The organism is Desulfosporosinus sp. BICA1-9, assembly GCF_000802135.1.
Genome location: NZ_JUEE01000029.1, coordinates 19492 through 37247, shown reverse-complemented (window position 1 = coordinate 37247; position 17756 = coordinate 19492). Strand labels below are relative to the sequence as shown.

Here is a 17756-nt window from a genome sequence, read left to right as displayed (position 1 = left end):
AAGTAGTTCAGGGCTCGAAAATTGGGTATGTGATTTGTAGTTAAGCACAAAATCGAATATGTAGTTCCACAGTCAGCGTTTAGTCGTTCGAACATCGAACATCGAATATCGAGTTGAAGGGGGGGATTTGATGGGAGACGTCTTGTCCCAAGCTGAAATTGATGCTCTGTTGAGTGCACTGTCCGATGGGCAAGTTGACGTTGAGGAGATCCAGGTAACTAAGAGTCAAAAACGAATTCGAGTGTACGATTTTAAACGTCCTAATAAGTTTTCCAAGGATCAAATTCACTCCCTCCAAAATATTCATGAGAATTTTTGCCGAGGACTAACCACTTATTTTTCAGGAAACCTACACTCTGTTGTGGAAAGCAGTGTCCTTTCGATTGAGCAAATCACGTATGATGAATTTATTCGTTCTCTGCCAAACCCTACTGTGTTGGGCCTTTACTCGTTGAATCCACTGGAAGGGACGGTATTGATCGAGGTAAACCCTTCGCTTACCTTTGCTGTAGTGGATCGACTTCTGGGTGGGCAAGGAAAAGGAATGGAGAAGAACCGAGATTTAACAGAAATCGAAAAGACAATTATTGAAAACCGTTTGAATCACATGATCGCTATTTCTGAAGAGGCTTGGGCAGAAGTGTATGAACTAAAACCTCAATTTGTGGCAATGGAAACTAATCCGCAGTTTACGCAAATTGTGGCTCCTAACGAAATGGTCGTTCTTATCACTCTTGAAGTTAGAATCGGCGAAGCGGTAGGAATGATTAATCTATGTATGCCCTATTTGGTTCTTGAACCCATTTTAGATAAATTAAGTACGTTTTTCCTTTTTTCTACCAAAGCAAAGGTTACTTCTCCAGAACAAGTTCAAGCAATTCGGAAAAAGATCGAATGGGCCAAAGTAGATATGATAGCATTTTTAGGCCATTCAGAGATTCTCGTGCGGGATCTCTTAGATCTGACAGAGGGTGATGTTATCCCGCTGAACCAATCCGTTAATGATCCGTTACCGATCTTTGTGGGAGAGTTCATGAAGTTTAAGTCCATTCCGGGGCTGCATGGGGAACATCTAGCCGTTCAGATTTCAGAAATAATTGAGGAAGGAGGGGACCATGATGGCTAATGGAATGCTTTCCCAGGAAGAGATTGACGCCTTATTACGTGGTACCCTGGAACCGGAGTCAGAACCGGAACCAGAGACACCTCCAGTACAAGAATTTCTTGATGACCTACAAAAGGATACCCTGGGAGAAATTGCCAATATCTCGATGGGTACAGCTGCCACAACATTATCTCAGCTTTTAGGCAAAAAAGTGGACATTACCACGCCTAAAGTCGACGTTACGAACTCGGAACAGATTCGTGAGGATTACCCGATCCCTTCCGTGATTTGTGATGTTAAATATAAGGCAGGGATTGAGGGTTCGAACCTCCTGATTCTTTCCCAACAAGATGGCTCAGTAATTGTCGACCTAATGATGGGAGGAGACGGGAAAAATCCGTCCAAAGAACTTTCTGAGCTTCAAATAAGTGGGATTTCTGAGGCGATGAATCAGATGATGGGGTCGGCCGCCACTTCCATGTCCACCATGTTCAATGCCATGGTCGACATAACGCCTCCGAATATGGTGCTCAATGATTTCTCATCTGGGCGTGATATTCTTCAGGACTTCCTTAATCCAAATGAGCCTCTTGTACGGATTTCTTTCCGAATGGTTGTTGAAGAGGTCATTGACAGTATTCTTATTCAGGTAATCCCGCTCAGTGTAGCAATAGGGATGGTCAACAAGCTAATGGAAGCAATGAGTGGAGGTTCTAAACCAACTTCTGCTCCGACTCCGGCTCTAACGCCAACGCCAACTCCAACCCCAGCCCCATCGTCGACATCGTACTCCTATCAAGCTCCGCATTCGACTCCACCACCGGCCTATGAAATGCCACCCTATTCTCAGGTCATAGACACCCCGACTTATGGGATGCCCCAATCTAATACTCAAGGAAGAGCACAGACACTCGTGCAACCGGCTCAGTTTGCACCTCTTCAACCAGGCCAACCGCCGACACAGCCAGATAATCTTAACTTGATTTTAGATGTACCGTTGCAAATTAGCGTAGAATTGGGGCGAGCCAAAAAAACAATCAAGGAAATTTTAGAGATGGGTCCAGGCTCGGTTATTGAATTGGATCGCCTGGCGGGCGAATCGGTGGATATGATTGTTAATGGCAAGTTAATCGCTAAGTGTGAAGTGGTTGTCGTTAACGAAACATTTGGAATCCGAATTACTGACATTGTGCATCCCATGGAACGAATGAATTCGCTGAAATAGAGGAGGAAATCTGAGTGAGCGCTACGATAATGATTGTTGATGATGCCGCGTTTATGCGTATGATGTTGAAGGATATTTTGACGAAAAATGGTTTTACCGTAATTGGTGAAGCAGAAAATGGGGCCTTGGCGGTTGAAAAATATCGAGACTTGCAACCGAACTTGACGATCATGGATATTACAATGCCAGAAATGGATGGACTTCAAGCAGTCAAAGAGATTCGCAAACAGGATTCCAAGGCCCGTATTATTATGTGTAGTGCCATGGGCCAACAATCCATGGTTATTGAAGCGATTCAGTCTGGGGCCAAAGATTTTGTAGTGAAGCCTTTCCAAGCAGAACGTGTGGTTGAGGCTGTCACGAAGGCGTTGAAGTAATATGCCATTCAACGAAGACCTGCCGCTTCCTACAAGTGATGCTGCTCCGGTTGTTGCACAATCTGTTTTCTCATGGTGGGGGCTTATGGGTACGTTGCTGGTATTTCTCGTTATTTTACTGGTCTGTCTTTGGATTATTCGTCGACTTAATCGAGCCAACCTCCGTAGCTTGAATGCTCCCTGGGCAAGACTTATCGATCGACAAGTCTTGAACGGACAGCAAAGCCTATATCTCATAGAAATTGCTGGTCAATTACAAGTCCTTGGCGGATCGGATCATCATTTACAGAAAATCGCGGAGATCCATGACCCCAAGGTTGCTGCCGAAATTCTAGAGGAAATTGCGACTCGTCAGAATGATCGAGTGGAAAGCTTGGCCCAAAGTTTGCCTAAGCTATGGCGGAAGACCCCTGGAAGGAAGAAAGAGTCTTTTGCCACAGAATTTGAGCGTATGCTTGAGGAGGTAGAAAAATAATGTCTTCTTCAAGCTCACTAATTAAGCGCTTAGCGCTGGGGCTGCCTTTTGGAATAGCCCTGGGATTTGGGATGATGACAAATCCCGAAACAGTTCAGGCTGCTGGTATCACGTTGGATCTGGGGAGCACAACGTCCCAACAAACAGGTACCTCTGTGCAACTCTTGCTGTTGATGACCTTGTTGTCATTGGCGCCGGCTATTCTCATGATGATGACCTCCTTTACCCGGATTATTATCGTGCTGTCTTTTGTGCGAAATGCACTCGGAACTCAGCAACTCCCCCCCAACCAGGTGCTTGTGGGATTGGCCTTGTTTCTTACCTTCTTTATCATGATCCCGACTTGGAATCAAATTAATACTAATGCGCTTCAACCCTACATGAACAATCAGATCACCCAAACAGAGGCTCTAAATAATGCTGAGGAACCGCTTCGGATCTTCATGTTTAAACAGACTAGAGAAAAGGATCTAGAGCTTTTTGTAGGTTTATCTAAAATGGAGCGACCCAAAACTTACCGGGACGTGCCGACCTATGTCCTCATTCCAGCCTTTGTAATTAGTGAACTGAAGACAGCTTTTCAAATGGGATTCGCCATATTTATCCCCTTCATTGTCATTGATATGATTGTGGCAAGTACTCTGATGTCGATCGGAATGATGATGCTACCTCCTATGATGGTCTCACTGCCGTTCAAAATACTCTTATTTGTGTTAGTGGATGGGTGGCATCTAGTAGTTGAGTCTTTAGTCACAAGTTTCAAATAGAGAGTACCAGTAGAGGAAAGGGGACAGGATCAGTGACTCAGAATCAAGTACTCTATATGGCTAGAGAAGCTGTGGGAGCAGTGCTTCTTGTAGGAGGACCGGTACTCGGTGTGAGTTTGTTGGTTGGTCTGTTGGTCAGTATATTTCAGTCAATGACCCAGATTCAGGAACAAACCCTGACCTTTATTCCTAAAGTTATAGCGGTTGCGGTCGTCATGCTTGTGTTAGGCCCTTGGATGCTCTCAGTGCTGACAGCCTACACATCCAATTTGTTAACCCAGTTGGCAACCTTCGGAGGCATGTGAAATCGAGGTTCGAGGTTCGAGGTTCGAGGTTCGAGGTTCGAGGTTCGAGGTTCGAGGTTCGATATTCGATATTCGAACCAAAAGCTGAGAACCTAGGTTTCGAACCATGAGTTTTGAGCCGCGGACTCAAACAACGACTACAGACTCGAACCAAGAAACACTAATCTCGGACCTCTGACATCGAAACACAGACTTTAGACTTCGAGCTTCGAGCATCGAACTTCGCACATCGATTTTGGGGGGGTAGAAATTTGGGTTTGTCACAACTGCTCCAATGGAACCTCTCATTATTTTTGCTGATTTTATTCCGCTGGGCAGGCATGATTATGTTAGCCCCAGTCTTTGGTGCCCGGGGCGTTCCAGCCCTGGTAAAGCTGGGTTTTGCAGCTAGCCTTACCGTAATTGTCTATCCACTAATTCATGCGACCAACCCGTCCATTCCCAGTGAATTATTACTGTTGATTGCTGTCGTCATTAAGGAAGTCTTGGTGGGAGTGGTCATCGGCTTCGTGATTTACACGTTCACCGCTGTCCTACAAGGGGCAGGGCAACTGATTGATTTTCAAATGGGTTTTACCATGGGGGCAGCCATTGACCCTGTATATGGAGTTCAAAGCCCTATGATGGGCAATTTTCAGATGGTTTTGGCTACGATGCTTTTATTGGCAACCAATGCTCATCATTATCTTATTGCAGCTATGGTCAAGAGTTATGCCTATATCCCCATTAACCCCACAAACGTACCCAGCGATTATCATTATTATGTTGAGCTTCTCGTGCATGTGTTTTCTTTAGCGATACAATTAGCAATGCCAGTCTTTGGAGCACTTCTAGTGTCAGATGTTGGTGTCGGCCTCTTAGCGAGAACGGTGCCACAGCTCAACATTTTTGCTATTATCTTCCCGGTCAAGATTGCTTTCGGATTTATCATTCTATTCCTCTCAATTCCGTTTTGGGGAGAAGCCGTTGCCCAACTCTTTAAGACCAATATGTCTTGGATCTTAGAGCTTTATCAGGGGTGGAAGCAGTGAGTGAAAAAAAACATCCCGCTACGCCCAGGCGCAAAGAGGATGCGCGTAAAAAAGGTCAAGTATTTAAAAGTCAAGAGGTCATATCAGCGCTCATGCTCTTAGGACTCGTGGCAGTGCTGAAATTTTGGATTCCAAGCATGATGATTCGATTAGGGCACCTTTTTCCTTATGTCTTAGGCCTCTCGTCGGAATGGACTGAAGGGTCGGTAGCTACCCTTATGTTAAACATTCTTTGGCAGGGAATACAAATATTGGCACCTATTTTTGCGGCAGGGTATCTAATTGCCTTAATTTCTAATTATATACAAGTGGGAGTTCTTTTTACTTGGGAGTCGATGAAACCTCAGTTATCCCGCCTAAGTATGATCAGTGGTGCAAAACGGATGTTTGGAGTTAAGGCTTACGTTGAACTGACAAAAACGTTAATGAAAGTCACTTTAATTGGTTATTTCCTCTACGCTAGTATCCGAGATCGAATGTATATTTACCCCGCTCTGCAGCAACTGAGTGTGGAACAGGGAGCTATTTTTCTAGGACAGGCTTTGATGGAACTTGCTTGGAATATTTCCATATCCTTCTTAGGCATAGCCGTTTTCGATTATTTCTATCAGCGCTGGGAATATGAAAAAAACTTAAAGATGTCTCACGAGGACTTAAAACAAGAGTATAAACAAACAGAAGGTAATCCTGAACTCAAAAGTGAGATTAAGAAACGACAGCGGGCCATGGCCATGAGCCGTATGATGCAGGATTTAAAAACAGCCGATGTTGTCGTCACTAATCCAACTCACCTAGCAGTCGCCCTGCGCTATGATATTAAAGCAAATAAAGCTCCCTATGTTATCGCCAAAGGGCAAGATCATATCGCCCTGAAAATAAGGGAACTCGCGAAAGAATATGACCTTGTGATCATGGAAAACAAGCCGCTGGCCCGTGCCCTCTACGCTCAGGTAGACATTGGGCAAGGAATCCCTGCGGATCTGTATAAGGCAGTCGCCGAAGTTTTAGCCTTTGTGTATCGTTTAAAGAAAAGGAAATCCATGCGGGCATAAACGCAAGTTGAATTTCGAATGAAAGGAGACCAATCATGGCTTTATCTACGAAGCAGCGATTCCTAGCTAATACAGACATTATTGCGGCCATTGGAATGGTGGGCATAGTGGTCATGATGGTTGTTCCTTTGCCTTCGGGAATGTTAGATATCCTCATTACTTTAAACATTACTGCTTCGATATTAACCATGATGTTAGCGGTTTTTGCTAAAGACCCGTTAGAATTCTCGGCTCTTCCCTCGCTCCTTTTGGCCTTAACCTTGTTCCGGTTGTCTCTGAATATCTCGGCAACTCGTCTCATTCTTCTTGACGGCCATGCAGGCGAAATTATCCAACAATTTGGTGAATTCGTCATCCGTGGAAATGCTGTAGTCGGCTTTATTATATTTATTATTTTGGTACTGGTTCAATTCATTGTAATCACAAAAGGAGCAGAGCGAGTTTCGGAAGTCGCTGCGCGTTTTACGTTGGATGCTATGCCAGGGAAGCAGATGTCAATTGACGCTGACCTCAATGCAGGGATGATAAACGAACTACAGGCTCGCGATCGGCGTAAAGCGATTCAACAAGAAGCGGATTTCTATGGTGCAATGGATGGTTCAACCAAGTTTGTTAAAGGGGATGCCATTGCTGCAATTATCATTCTATTTATTAATATTATTGGTGGTTTTATCACTGGAGTTGTGATGCAGGATATGCCTTTGCTGGAAGCCCTGCATAAGTATACGTTGTTGACGATTGGAGATGGGCTTGTCTCTCAGATCCCAGCCCTCCTGATCTCTACCGCCACTGGTCTAGTGGTCACTCGGGCAGCTTCGGAAAACAACTTAGGTGAAGATTTGGTCAAACAGTTGTTTAGACAGCCGAAGGCTTTATTCATTACAGCTGGGGTATTGAGCATGTTAGCATTCCTTGGTTTGCCGAAATTTCCACTGTTTACTGTGTCTGCTGCTTTAATTGCCATGGGAGTAATGCTCCAACGAAATTCTAAGGTCTCAGTAGTGGAGGAAACGGCGGCCGCCAGGGAGTCGGAAATTGAAGAGAGTAAGAAACCGGAAAATGTCTTAAACTTATTAAATATCGATCACATGGAACTAGAATTGGGTTACGCGCTGATCGCTTTAGTGGATGTTCAGCAAGGGGGAGATTTACTGGATCGAATTGTTCTGATTCGTCGTCAAATTGCCAGCGAATTAGGATTTATTGTTCCGGTGATTCGGGTTCGAGATAATATGAATTTACAGCCTAACCAATACGTCATTAAAATTCGAGGAGCAGAATTAGCAACCGGTGAACTTTTGGCGGACCACTTTATGTCCATGAGCAATGGATTTGAGGATAACTCCATACCGGGGATCCCGACCAAAGAACCGGCCTTCGGACTTGATGCCATATGGATTAATGCGATCTATAGGGAACAAGCAGAGCTTAACGGGTGGATGGTGGTGGATGCTCCTACGGTCTTGGCGACCCATATCACGGAAGTGATTAAGTCGCAAGCGTGGGAAATTCTGAGCCGCCAAGATGTTAAAACCCTTATAGATCATGCTAAGGAATTGGCGCCTACAGTTGTAGATGAATTGATTCCAGAATTATTAAGCCTAGGTCAAGTGCAGAAGGTTCTAGCGAACTTGCTTCGCGAGCGGGTCTCAATTCGAGACATGGTCACTATATTGGAAACTCTGGCAGATCAGGCTCATGGTACCAAAGATTTAGATCGTTTGACTGAACACGTGCGGCAGGGTTTAGCTCGACAGATTTTACAGCCTTTGCTGGGAAAAGATAAAAACTTACCAGTAATGACGTTAGATCCCCAGATTGAACAGCAAATTCTGGACAGTATTCAACCATCCGATTATGGTACTTATTTAGCGCTTGATCCCAAGATCTTACAAATCTTAATGCAAAATCTCACCCGAGAAGTTGAAAAGGTCATTCTTAAAGGGTTTACGCCAGTGATTGTTTGTGCTCCACTTGTGAGGATTAACCTAAAACGGGTGACAGAGCGTCAACTTCCACAACTCATGGTGCTTTCGTATAATGAATTAGTCCAAGGGGTACAAGTGCAAGCTGTAGGAATGGTGGGGATGGATCGTGCGAGTTAGGCGATTTGTAGGGGATAATGTAGCAGAGACCATGGGCAAAGTAAAAAGGGAACTGGGATCCGAGGCAGTCATTTTGCAAACGCGTGAGATTCGCGAAGGAGGATTCCTGGGCTTATTTGGTAAGCTTAAGGTTGAAATTACTGCTGCTATTGAAGAAACACCCGTTAAAGAGCAGATATCAGTTCCTAAGGAAGGAAGTCTTCGGGAAGACGTAAAACGACCTCAAGATAGGCAAGTGTCAGTCGTTAAAGACTCGTCTGAAGCCCTGCAAGAAGAAATGAAAGCTATGCGACTATTGCTTGAGAAAATGAATAAGCAAATGGAGGGTGACGGTGAGGAAAAAAGTGATTGGCCACCTGTACTGCAAAGATGGGCGGATCATTTATTAGACAGAGGGATAAGCGAAAACCTAGTTAGGCGCATCCTTAGTCATGTGCAGCAAACGTTGTCGCCCCATGAATGGGTGGACAACTCTCTAGTATATGCTCGGATCGAAGCTAATGTCCGACAAATATGTGGGCAAATTGGTCTTATCCAGCCAGGTATTGACAAGCCAAGGATTGTTGCCTTAATTGGACCAACGGGTGTCGGAAAAACGACGACTATCGGTAAACTTGCGGCTGGATTTAGTATTGTCGATAAACGAAAAGTGGCTATGATTACGGTAGATACCTATAGGGTCGCTGCTGTTGAACAGCTCAAAACCTTTGGTGAAATCATCGGTGTGCCCGTTGAAGTCGCAATGACCCCGTCTGGGCTGAGCGATGCTTTGCAGCTTCATGCAGATAAAGAACTCATTTTTATTGATACGGCTGGTCGAAGTCCTCATCATGATTTGCATATGTCAGAACTACGTGCTTTTTTGGATAAGGCAAAACCAGATTTCACGATGCTGGTGATGAGTGCAAGCACGCAATTTGCGGATCAAGCACGAATCTATCAACGATTTGAAGACCTAACGACCCATCTCATTTTTACTAAGTTAGACGAGACGGATAGTGCAGGCTCGATTCTCAATCTCTTAGGTCAGACCACACTCCCTACTGCCTATCTCACAAACGGGCAGAATGTACCAGATGATATTGAGGCAGCGACACCATACCGCTTGGCGCGCTACATCATTGGGGAGGAGATTCCTCATGCATGATCAAGCGAGTGTATTGCGAGATTTGGCCTCTCGCGAAAACCACAAACAGGCTAAAATGAGAGTGATTGCCGTGACTAGCGGTAAGGGGGGCGTGGGCAAAACCAGTTTTACGATTAACCTTGCGCTTGCTCTGACTGAATATGGACAACGAGTTATTATATTAGATGGAGATTTGGGGCTCGCCAATGTAGATATTGCCTTTGGACTTACAGCACGGTATACGATTGAACATTTATTGTCAGGGGAAAAAACCATTGAACAAATTCTTCTGACTGGTCCTCGGGGCATAGGGATAATACCAGGGGGGTCTGGGGTCCAGGGTCTTGCCAATCTAGAACGGGATAAGCTGAAGAACGTCATCGCAAATCTGGGGAGATTAGAAAAGATGGCAGACGTATTGATTATTGATACGGGTGCCGGCCTTGGGCATACGGTGATTAACTTTTTGCAGGCTGCAGATGATATTATCATGGTGACAACACCGGAACCAACAGCACTAACTGATGCCTATGGATTACTTAAATCCTTGAGGATAGAAGCGGGTGAAGTACCCATTCATATGGTAATCAACCGAGTCAGGTCTGAAGAGGATGCTCAGGCGACGTTTAAACGGCTGGAAACGGCAGTGCAGAGATTCTTAAAAGGGTCGCTTAGTTTCTTAGGTTGGGTTTACGATGATACGCTCGTTGGACGCTCAGTGATGCTGCAGGAGCCTTTAGGAATCAGTTTTCCAGACAGTTCCGCGTATCGTTGCATCCAATGGATCGCGGGTAAGGTGGTAGGGATAAATCTTACTCAACAGCGCCAAGTTGGCGGTGTGCGAGGGTTTCTAAGTAAGTTGCTCCGCTCGTTTTAAATATTCGAACCTCGAACATCGATAAAGGGGGTGATAATTTGTCGTATAAGAACAAACTTCAGCTCGGACTGACCGTTGAACTTGTTGTATTAGAAGGAGAATATGAAGGAACCTATCGGACGCGTATTGAAGAAGTGGGAGAAAGAATCTTAGCTGTCGGTGCCCCTTATGAAAACGGCGAGGTGGTCCCACTGCGCGAGGAGACGAAGATAAAACTAAAATTTTGGGACGAATCAGCGGCTTACTCATTTAAAGGGAAAATCATGCAAAGAGTCGCAGTACCAGTTCCCATTTTTATTCTGGAATTACCAGATTCTATCGATAAAGTGCAACGCCGTAACTTTGTTCGAGTGCCCGCTGTTTTTCCGATAACGTTTCGTATGGTGACACGAGAAGGTCTGAGTGACGTTCATAAAGCGATGATGCTGAACTTAAGTGGTGGAGGAATGCGCTTTTCGACGAAAGAACGTGTGGAAAATAAGTCAATCCTCTACGCGCATTTAACCCTGCCAAACGGAGAAGTGCAGACCCCAGTTCGAGTTTGTAGGGCTGAATGGATGGAGAATACAAAACGGTACCGTATTTCGGTCGAATTTCACGACCTCTCGGAACGAGAGCGCGATAAGATCATACGCTGTGTTTTTGATATTCAAAGGGCAATGCGTAAGAAAGGATTGGTATAAATGGAGATTACACAATTCCAACAAGATGCATTGCGAGAGATTGGAAATATTGGCTCAGGGCATGCAGCAACAGCTTTGTCTACGCTTTTACAGCGCCGAATCGATATGTCTGTACCGAAAGTTTGGGCAGTAGCGTTTGAACAGGTTTCGGCTATTGTTGGACAGCTTGATACACCTCAGGCGGTTATCTATGTAAAAGTAGAGGGGGAGGCTCCAGGAAAAGCTGTTTTTTTCTTTCCAGTTGAAAGCGCGGAAATAGTGGTTCAGGCCCTGTTTGGGCTGACTGAGCCAGTGGACATATATTTTGATGAAATGGCGCAATCAGCTTTGAAAGAAGTTGGGAATATCTTGGTGAGTTCCTTTCTGATTGCCTTAACTCAATTTTCAGGGATTCCCCTTCAACCTTCTGTACCGGCTTTAGCAGTCGACATGATTGGCGCGAGCTTGGATGCGATTTTTCTTGAGGAGGGTGTACTTGAGGACACGGTGTTATTTATCGATACACAACTCACGGGAATACCGAAAATTGAAGGGCAATTCATCTTTTTGCCGGATGACGGTTCATTGAATAAATTGTTAGGGGCCATGGGAGTATGAATGGAGTTATCACAGTAGGAATGGCTGATCTTAAAACGGCAACTGCACCAGAAAGATTGCTTACAGCAGGCTTAGGTTCTTGCATTGGGATATGCATACATGACCCGATTTTCAAAGTGGGTGGTTTAGCTCATATTATGCTTCCAACGGCAAATGGAAGCTTGGGAGGGAACCCAGCGAAGTATGCGGATACTGCGTTGGAATTATTACTTCGAGAAATTCTAGGTATGGGTGCCAATAAAACCCGCTTAAGGGCCAAAATAGCAGGTGGCGCACAGATGTTTTCGTTTCCCGGAAAACCTCAGGTTCTAAAAATCGGGGATCGCAATGCTGAAGCGGTAGAACAGGAACTAAAAAAGAATGGAATTCCGCTTTTGGTTGCTGATGTCGGGGGAAGTTTTGGACGTACAATTCATTTTGATGTTGGAACAGGAGAATTGCACATTAGAACGATTAATCATGGTGAAAAGGTGATTTAATGACCGACCAACTTAGGGAACTGTATCGACTTTGGACAATGCGCCTTTCCGTCGTGACTACCCTAATTGTTGTCTTGCTTAGCTGGGGCAACGAAGTGAAAACTCTTCAATTGATTGTTCGGGCTGGGGTTGCCTTTGGAGTTATGTATTTCTTATTAGTCGGAACATTAAGCTTGTTTAATAAAACTGCAACACAGATGCCCCAGGATGAGCCAGTAGATTCGAAGGCGGGACCTGGGGGGGTTATTGATTTCGCAGTGGGTGATGATGAACCTCAGAATCTACAGGTCCAACAATCACGATTTCCAGGACAAGTTGACCAAAATTTAAGCTCGGGATTACCCGACACTGAGCAGCAAGCAGAAATTGTGCGGCGAATGGGCTGGGACTAATCGAGGTTCGAGGATCGATATTCGAGGTTCGAACCAGGCATAGGATTTTCGGTTAAGAAATTATCTGCATCTGAGTTTGCTTGAACTAATCATAGGGCTAAATGGGATGTGAAAATATTCAATGTGCGCTTTTCGAACCTCGAACCTCGAACATCGATTAAGGGGGTGAGTAATACTTGATACCAAACGCTTATGAATCCGCTGCGCGCGGACCGTGGAAACAAGAACAGATTGAACAATATTTACCATTGGTCAAGCGCATTGCAGGTCGGTTATCTATGTCTCTTCCACCTCATGTCGACGAGAATGATATGATTGGTTATGGTGTCTTTGGCTTACTTGATGCTCTGGAACGGTTTGAGGCTGCACGAGGGTTTAAATTTGAAACCTATGCTTCGATTCGTATTCGTGGTGCTATGATTGATGGACTACGAACTATGGATTGGGTTCCTCATTCTGCGAGACAGAAAGTGAAGCGAGTTCAGGACGGATTTGCTGAGTTGGAATATCGCCTTGGGCGGATGGCTACGGTGGAAGAAGTCGCGGATTTGCTCAAAGTAGATGTTACGGAAATTGAAAGTATTTTAGCTCAGGCTCAGATTTTAACACTGACTTCATTCGATGAAACGCTGGTAGATAGTGAGGGAGATAGTAGTGGTACGCCCCTAAATTTACTCGTCGATCAGGAAGCACAGGAAGCGTATCAAGAAGTTGAGAAAGAGGAACAAAAGCAGATTCTAGCTGTAGCAGTAGAAAAATTACCGGATAAAGAAAAATTGGTGGTAGCGCTATATTATCAGGAAGAACTGACTCTGAAAGAAATTGCGGCAATTCTAAAGCTGTCGGAATCAAGGATTTCCCAACTTCATTCCCAAGCCATTTTACGGCTTAGAGGAAGGCTTAGCCGACAGAAAAAGAACTTATTTTGAAAATAATTGTCCTATGGCTAATGTTTTACTGGGACTTTGTCGATAAAGTAAATAGAAGTCTAAGTAGGAGGTGACGGTGGATGTCTAGTGTCAATGTCCTTTCGGATTCCCTAAAGATTGGAGGAAAATTAGATAAAACTTCAAGCTTAACGGGAAAAAATGCGGCAGACAGCTTAGAAAAAGCAACTACGGACTTTGCAGCTATGCTCGGTGGTTTAACGACTATCAGCGCAGATCCGATCGGACAAAACCCTAAGATTGCTCAAGATTTGGAAGATGGACAGAACCCGGATAGTTTTGGACAGAATCTGGGGTACGTTCATTTTGCACTTGCATTTCTGGCGCAGCCAATCGTTTTGAGTGATCTTCCGGCAGGCAAGGAAGCCAATTCCGGAAACGGTGTGAATCAGGGAACTGGAGAGGGATTATCAGCGGCTGATAACCAGAGTTTAGGCGCGTTGAATAAGCTTTCCCTGGACATAAATGAGGTATTTTCGACGCAAGATATGACGACACAAATACCTCAAAAGAATAACCCCGGGATTACGGAATTGGATAAATATAGACAGGTGATCGCAGATCTTTTAGTAGCACTCTCAGGACAAATTACAGACTCATCACCCGAAGGTGCTTCATTGGTTTTGGGACGTGGAATCAGTGAACGTCAGGAAATAATGAAGCTCATGCAGGGGTGGCTGACGGTAACAGATGACCTTGTTAATAATGTTCAGGCAGCAAGTGGTCAAATTATGAGTGAACAGAGTAGCAATGGACAAGCAGTAGGTAACTTAGCGGGGGATAAACCACTTCTTGGGGTGAATCTTGAGGCTGTAGAGGATGAAGCACAGTCCAAGATTATAAACACTATAAGCTCAGGCAAAGGGGTTGAAGATCTCCGGCAGGCTATCTTAAGGACAGTCCAAGACTGGATGAAGGGCACGGATGAGGCTGCATTCTCTACACAGATTACGGACTCATCGATAGTAGGAGCTACCCTAGATTTAGATCGTGGAACCAAAATGGTAAACCCTATAGCTTCTGGTAGAGGGGTCGAGGATCTCCGGCAGCTTATTGCCACGACCGTGCAAGACTGGCTAAAGAGAATGGATGGGGTCGCTAAGAACGAACCTAATTCTAGTGTACAAACTATTATTAAACCATTGCTGGATTTTTTATCTACGGAACAAGGCAATGGTGGTAAAGAACTAAACACGAAGGCTGCTTCGTTGCTTGTAGTACTAAATCAGATTTTAAGTCAAGTTCAAGAAAAAAGCGTTCCTCCGGGAGTCATCAAGGAAATGCTCGCAGCTAAAGGTGGAGGGATTGAAACACTCTTTTCCCAGCAAAAGAGTAGCAGTCTTGTGGCGGAAACAGCTGTAACTGCTGTAACGACTGAAACAGCAGGCAAAAGTTCACTTTTTAAATTTAATTCTAAGCAGAAATTAGCTCAAATGGATCTCCAACAAAGTAATCCATTATTAAAAAATGTTCAAGGGGATACAGGCGAGGAGATCGCTAAAGGTGTTATAGCAGAATCCGCTGAGCTCTCAGGGGTGAAGACTTCTCAAAATCAGAGCCAAAGCTTGGGAATCGGAGCCGTCGGAAATACCGTTATGGGCAACGTTACTGACGGGAAAACAGTCGCAATTCCAGTCTGGGAACAAATCTCTAATGTATTACGAGAGCAACTTACCAACCGACACACAGAGTTGAAGGAACTGGATATTAAATTGCATCCAGCTGACTTGGGACGAATTCAGATTGGCCTGCGTTGGGAAAATGGGCAGGTTCATCTTCAGGTCTATGCCTCTGAAGCAGCCACTGGTCAGGTCCTTCAAAATCAACTCTCAGAGCTGCGTCATACGCTTACGAGTCAGGGTGTGAACTGTGGTACGTTGCAAATGGGACAACATGGTGGAGATCAACAGCAGAATCGTCAAGGGAATGAATCACAAAGGACGTTAGATTTGAACACGAACCTAAGTGAGGATGAGGAAGCAATCCCTGGCATCAACCCCTTCTCCCCTGGCCCGGATGGAAATAATCGGCTTAATGTCACCGCTTAGGAGGAACTATTAAGGATGAGTAATACAATCAATGCCACGAACAACACAACAAATGGAAATCAGTCTGTTTCAGCGGCTATCAATAAGTCGATAATGGGTAAGGATGATTTTTTAAAATTACTTACGGTTGAATTAAGAAATCAGGACCCCTTGCAACCGCTAGATAATAAAGATTTCATCGCCCAAATGGCCCAATTCAGTTCTTTGGAGCAGATGAACAATGTTTCTAAGTCCATGGAAGATTTGAGCAAAAGCATGTTCAACTTCGCGCAACAGTCTTCACTCACCCAAGGGGCTGCTATGATTGGTAAATGGGTCGGAGGCATTAATGTAGATGGAGGGACCCCTATGGAAGGGATCGTTGAAGCTGTGAAGTGGCTCGATGGCGAACCTATGGTGCAGATTCGCAAAAGTGATGGAACCTTTGCTGATTTGGACATGAATTTGGTGACTTTGATTAGGGAGCAAACTCCAGTGAGTACCGATACCACTAATCAAGCTGATACAACCGATACTACTAATACTACAGATACTACAGATACTACAGATATTACCGAACAAACAACCGATACACCAACAACTCCTTAATGTTGCCGTTGGATAATGATAAAAAACCACTTGGAAAGCTAGAAATCAGATTCTACAAAGAAAGAGGAGGATATGCGCCATGATGCGTTCACTATATTCGGCCATTTCAGGCCTGAAGAACCACCAAGTAAAAATGGATGTTATTGGAGACAACGTTGCTAATGTCAACACCTTAGGTTTTAAGCGGAGCAGAGCTAGTTTCTCCACCATGCTTAGTCAAACGATGAAGGGTGCTTCTTCGCCTTCAGCAACTCAAGGGGGGACGAATGCCATTCAAGTGGGCTTAGGTGCGGTATTGGGTTCAGTCGACAAAATCATGACTCAAGGGAGTTCTCAATCGACGGGCAAGGACACAGACCTTATGTTACAAGGCCCAGGATTCTTCGTCATGGATAATGGTGGACAAATCGTCTATACTCGGGCAGGTGGCTTTGGCTTTGATAGAGATGGACATTTAGAAGATCCTGCGTCTGGGGCTCGGGTAATGGGTTATTCTTGGGGAGCGGATGATTCAAAAGAGGTAAACTGGACGGGACCAGGGTATGGAGCCATTAAGTTTTCGCTGGGCGATTCTTTGCCTCAGGATAAGAACATGCCTATTAAGCCTGAAAAAGTTCAGTTAAATGCGACAGATGCTGATTGGGATCCTGATATTGACTACACTTATACTGATGCGAATACCGCAACAACTATGCAAGGGGATAAATTAATTGGGGCAGGAGTCTTAACGATTGATGGCATGACACGCGTGGAAAGTAATCCGAAAGCGGGTCAATATACCTTTAATCCTAAAGATGGTCTAATCACGTTTTCCGAAGGGTATCAACGTCCGGAGGATGGGGCATCGGGAACCGTTTTGAATATTAGTTATGTTGCTGCCGCAAAACCAGTAGCGGTGGATCCTAGCAACCCAAATAAGGTTACGGTAGACCATATGCCTTCTGTGGGAGCAAAAATCTACGTTTCGAATGGAACAGATACGAATGTTTATGTAATGGCGCCCAGTTTAGCAGAAGTTGATGACGCCGCTAATTATTATTGGGCAGAAAATACCAATGGTAAATATTCAATTACCTTTTCGAAAAAAGCAGATGCTCCAGCGGCCCCTACCCCACCAGATGCTGACGATACTTTAGGTTATGACTTTCTAAATCTACCTCGAACCCTAACCAGCTTTAGTATTGATCAGACGGGGATTATCACCGGGGTTTATAGCGATGGGAATACCTCCGTGACTCACAAAATTGCGCAAATTGCTATCGCTAAATTTTCAAATGATGCAGGCTTAAATAAACTGGGCGGGAACTTCTATTCTACGACCAATAACTCGGGGGATCCCGACATCGGCTCTGCAGCTGAAGATGGACGTGCTTCAATTGTTCCAGGGGCGGTTGAGATGTCTAATGTGGATTTATCTCAAGAGTTTACCGACATGATCGTTACTCAACGGGGTTTCCAGGCTAATTCTCGAGTTATTACTGTTTCCGACTCGCTACTCCAAGAGCTTATTGATCTCAAGCGTTAATAAGATAATCAGTAACTTATGCTTATGCGAATAAAGTCCTAAAAGTCGTGGA

The 17756-nt window shown here is 44.7% G+C and carries 19 protein-coding genes; all 19 read left to right on the top strand.

The window, feature by feature from the left end; all coding sequences use genetic code 11:
* Positions 1 to 130: 130 nt before the first annotated feature.
* On the top strand, positions 131 to 1126 hold the full coding sequence (gene fliM / locus JL57_RS04130) for a flagellar motor switch protein FliM (protein ID WP_034140799.1): 996 nt from the start codon (positions 131 to 133) through the stop codon (positions 1124 to 1126).
* The gene (gene fliY, locus JL57_RS04125) at positions 1119 to 2330 is read left to right on the top strand and encodes a flagellar motor switch phosphatase FliY (RefSeq protein WP_034140798.1); all 1212 of its coding nucleotides are present in this window, start codon (positions 1119 to 1121) and stop codon (positions 2328 to 2330) included. Before fliM ends, fliY begins: the two co-directional genes overlap by 8 nt.
* A 14-nt stretch (positions 2331 to 2344) precedes the next feature.
* Positions 2345 to 2707, top strand: coding sequence for a response regulator (locus JL57_RS04120; RefSeq protein WP_034140797.1), 363 nt, complete (start codon positions 2345 to 2347; stop codon positions 2705 to 2707).
* 1 nt (position 2708) lies between these two features.
* On the top strand, positions 2709 to 3182 hold the full coding sequence (locus tag JL57_RS04115) for a flagellar biosynthetic protein FliO (RefSeq protein WP_034140796.1): 474 nt from the start codon (positions 2709 to 2711) through the stop codon (positions 3180 to 3182).
* Positions 3182 to 3949 carry a flagellar type III secretion system pore protein FliP gene (gene fliP / locus JL57_RS04110; RefSeq protein ID WP_034140795.1) on the top strand — a complete coding sequence of 256 codons (768 nt, stop codon included), beginning with the start codon at positions 3182 to 3184 and terminating at the stop codon, positions 3947 to 3949. Before JL57_RS04115 ends, fliP begins: the two co-directional genes overlap by 1 nt.
* A 32-nt stretch (positions 3950 to 3981) precedes the next feature.
* A complete protein-coding gene (fliQ, locus tag JL57_RS04105) occupies positions 3982 to 4254 on the top strand; it encodes a flagellar biosynthesis protein FliQ (protein ID WP_034140794.1) in 273 nt (90 codons plus the stop codon).
* Positions 4255 to 4505: 251 nt separating this feature from the next.
* Positions 4506 to 5285, top strand: a complete 780-nt coding sequence (gene fliR / locus JL57_RS04100) for a flagellar biosynthetic protein FliR (protein ID WP_034140793.1) — start codon at positions 4506 to 4508, stop codon at positions 5283 to 5285.
* Positions 5282 to 6337 (top strand): flagellar biosynthesis protein FlhB, encoded by a 1056-nt coding sequence (gene flhB, locus JL57_RS04095; protein ID WP_034140792.1) that lies wholly within the window; start codon positions 5282 to 5284, stop codon positions 6335 to 6337. The genes fliR and flhB overlap by 4 nt, the downstream gene beginning before the upstream one ends.
* 35 nt (positions 6338 to 6372) lie before the next feature.
* Positions 6373 to 8442 carry a flagellar biosynthesis protein FlhA gene (flhA, locus tag JL57_RS04090; protein ID WP_034140791.1) on the top strand — a complete coding sequence of 690 codons (2070 nt, stop codon included), beginning with the start codon at positions 6373 to 6375 and terminating at the stop codon, positions 8440 to 8442.
* The gene (gene flhF / locus JL57_RS04085) at positions 8432 to 9589 is read left to right on the top strand and encodes a flagellar biosynthesis protein FlhF (RefSeq protein WP_034140790.1); all 1158 of its coding nucleotides are present in this window, start codon (positions 8432 to 8434) and stop codon (positions 9587 to 9589) included. Before flhA ends, flhF begins: the two co-directional genes overlap by 11 nt.
* Positions 9582 to 10445 carry a MinD/ParA family protein gene (locus tag JL57_RS04080; RefSeq protein ID WP_034140789.1) on the top strand — a complete coding sequence of 288 codons (864 nt, stop codon included), beginning with the start codon at positions 9582 to 9584 and terminating at the stop codon, positions 10443 to 10445. The genes flhF and JL57_RS04080 overlap by 8 nt, the downstream gene beginning before the upstream one ends.
* A 38-nt stretch (positions 10446 to 10483) precedes the next feature.
* Positions 10484 to 11128: a flagellar brake protein gene (locus tag JL57_RS04075; protein WP_034140788.1), complete on the top strand. Its 645-nt coding sequence runs from the start codon at positions 10484 to 10486 to the stop codon at positions 11126 to 11128.
* Positions 11129 to 11725: a chemotaxis protein CheC gene (locus JL57_RS04070; RefSeq protein WP_034140787.1), complete on the top strand. Its 597-nt coding sequence runs from the start codon at positions 11129 to 11131 to the stop codon at positions 11723 to 11725. It begins immediately after the preceding gene.
* Entirely contained in the window at positions 11722 to 12204 is a 483-nt protein-coding gene (locus JL57_RS04065) for a chemotaxis protein CheD (protein ID WP_034140786.1), read from the top strand. The genes JL57_RS04070 and JL57_RS04065 overlap by 4 nt, the downstream gene beginning before the upstream one ends.
* Positions 12204 to 12596, top strand: coding sequence for a hypothetical protein (locus JL57_RS04060; protein ID WP_034140785.1), 393 nt, complete (start codon positions 12204 to 12206; stop codon positions 12594 to 12596). The genes JL57_RS04065 and JL57_RS04060 overlap by 1 nt, the downstream gene beginning before the upstream one ends.
* 176 nt (positions 12597 to 12772) lie before the next feature.
* A complete protein-coding gene (locus tag JL57_RS04055) occupies positions 12773 to 13525 on the top strand; it encodes a FliA/WhiG family RNA polymerase sigma factor (RefSeq protein WP_034140784.1) in 753 nt (250 codons plus the stop codon).
* An 80-nt stretch (positions 13526 to 13605) separates the two neighbouring features.
* Complete coding sequence (locus JL57_RS04050) at positions 13606 to 15591, top strand: flagellar hook-length control protein FliK (protein WP_034140783.1); 1986 nt, start codon at positions 13606 to 13608, stop codon at positions 15589 to 15591.
* A gap of 15 nt (positions 15592 to 15606) precedes the next feature.
* The gene (locus tag JL57_RS04045) at positions 15607 to 16179 is read left to right on the top strand and encodes a flagellar hook capping FlgD N-terminal domain-containing protein (protein ID WP_045691606.1); all 573 of its coding nucleotides are present in this window, start codon (positions 15607 to 15609) and stop codon (positions 16177 to 16179) included.
* Between the two features lie 79 nt (positions 16180 to 16258).
* Complete coding sequence (locus tag JL57_RS04040) at positions 16259 to 17704, top strand: flagellar hook protein FlgE (protein WP_034140782.1); 1446 nt, start codon at positions 16259 to 16261, stop codon at positions 17702 to 17704.
* The last annotated feature ends 52 nt before the right edge of the window (positions 17705 to 17756 follow it).

Excerpts from the sequence above, each read along its gene's own strand:
- fliM (WP_034140799.1), top strand. The coding sequence starts at position 131 with ATGGGAGACGTCTTGTCCCAAGCTGAAATTGATGCTCTGTTGAGTGCA.
- fliY (WP_034140798.1), top strand. The coding sequence starts at position 1,119 with ATGGCTAATGGAATGCTTTCCCAGGAAGAGATTGACGCCTTATTACGT.
- JL57_RS04115 (WP_034140796.1), top strand. The coding sequence starts at position 2,709 with ATGCCATTCAACGAAGACCTGCCGCTTCCTACAAGTGATGCTGCTCCG.
- fliP (WP_034140795.1), top strand. The coding sequence starts at position 3,182 with ATGTCTTCTTCAAGCTCACTAATTAAGCGCTTAGCGCTGGGGCTGCCT.
- flhA (WP_034140791.1), top strand. The coding sequence starts at position 6,373 with ATGGCTTTATCTACGAAGCAGCGATTCCTAGCTAATACAGACATTATT.
- JL57_RS04080 (WP_034140789.1), top strand. The coding sequence starts at position 9,582 with ATGCATGATCAAGCGAGTGTATTGCGAGATTTGGCCTCTCGCGAAAAC.
- JL57_RS04070 (WP_034140787.1), top strand. The coding sequence starts at position 11,129 with ATGGAGATTACACAATTCCAACAAGATGCATTGCGAGAGATTGGAAAT.
- JL57_RS04065 (WP_034140786.1), top strand. The coding sequence starts at position 11,722 with ATGAATGGAGTTATCACAGTAGGAATGGCTGATCTTAAAACGGCAACT.
- JL57_RS04060 (WP_034140785.1), top strand. The coding sequence starts at position 12,204 with ATGACCGACCAACTTAGGGAACTGTATCGACTTTGGACAATGCGCCTT.
- JL57_RS04050 (WP_034140783.1), top strand. The coding sequence starts at position 13,606 with ATGTCTAGTGTCAATGTCCTTTCGGATTCCCTAAAGATTGGAGGAAAA.
- JL57_RS04045 (WP_045691606.1), top strand. The coding sequence starts at position 15,607 with ATGAGTAATACAATCAATGCCACGAACAACACAACAAATGGAAATCAG.
- JL57_RS04040 (WP_034140782.1), top strand. The coding sequence starts at position 16,259 with ATGATGCGTTCACTATATTCGGCCATTTCAGGCCTGAAGAACCACCAA.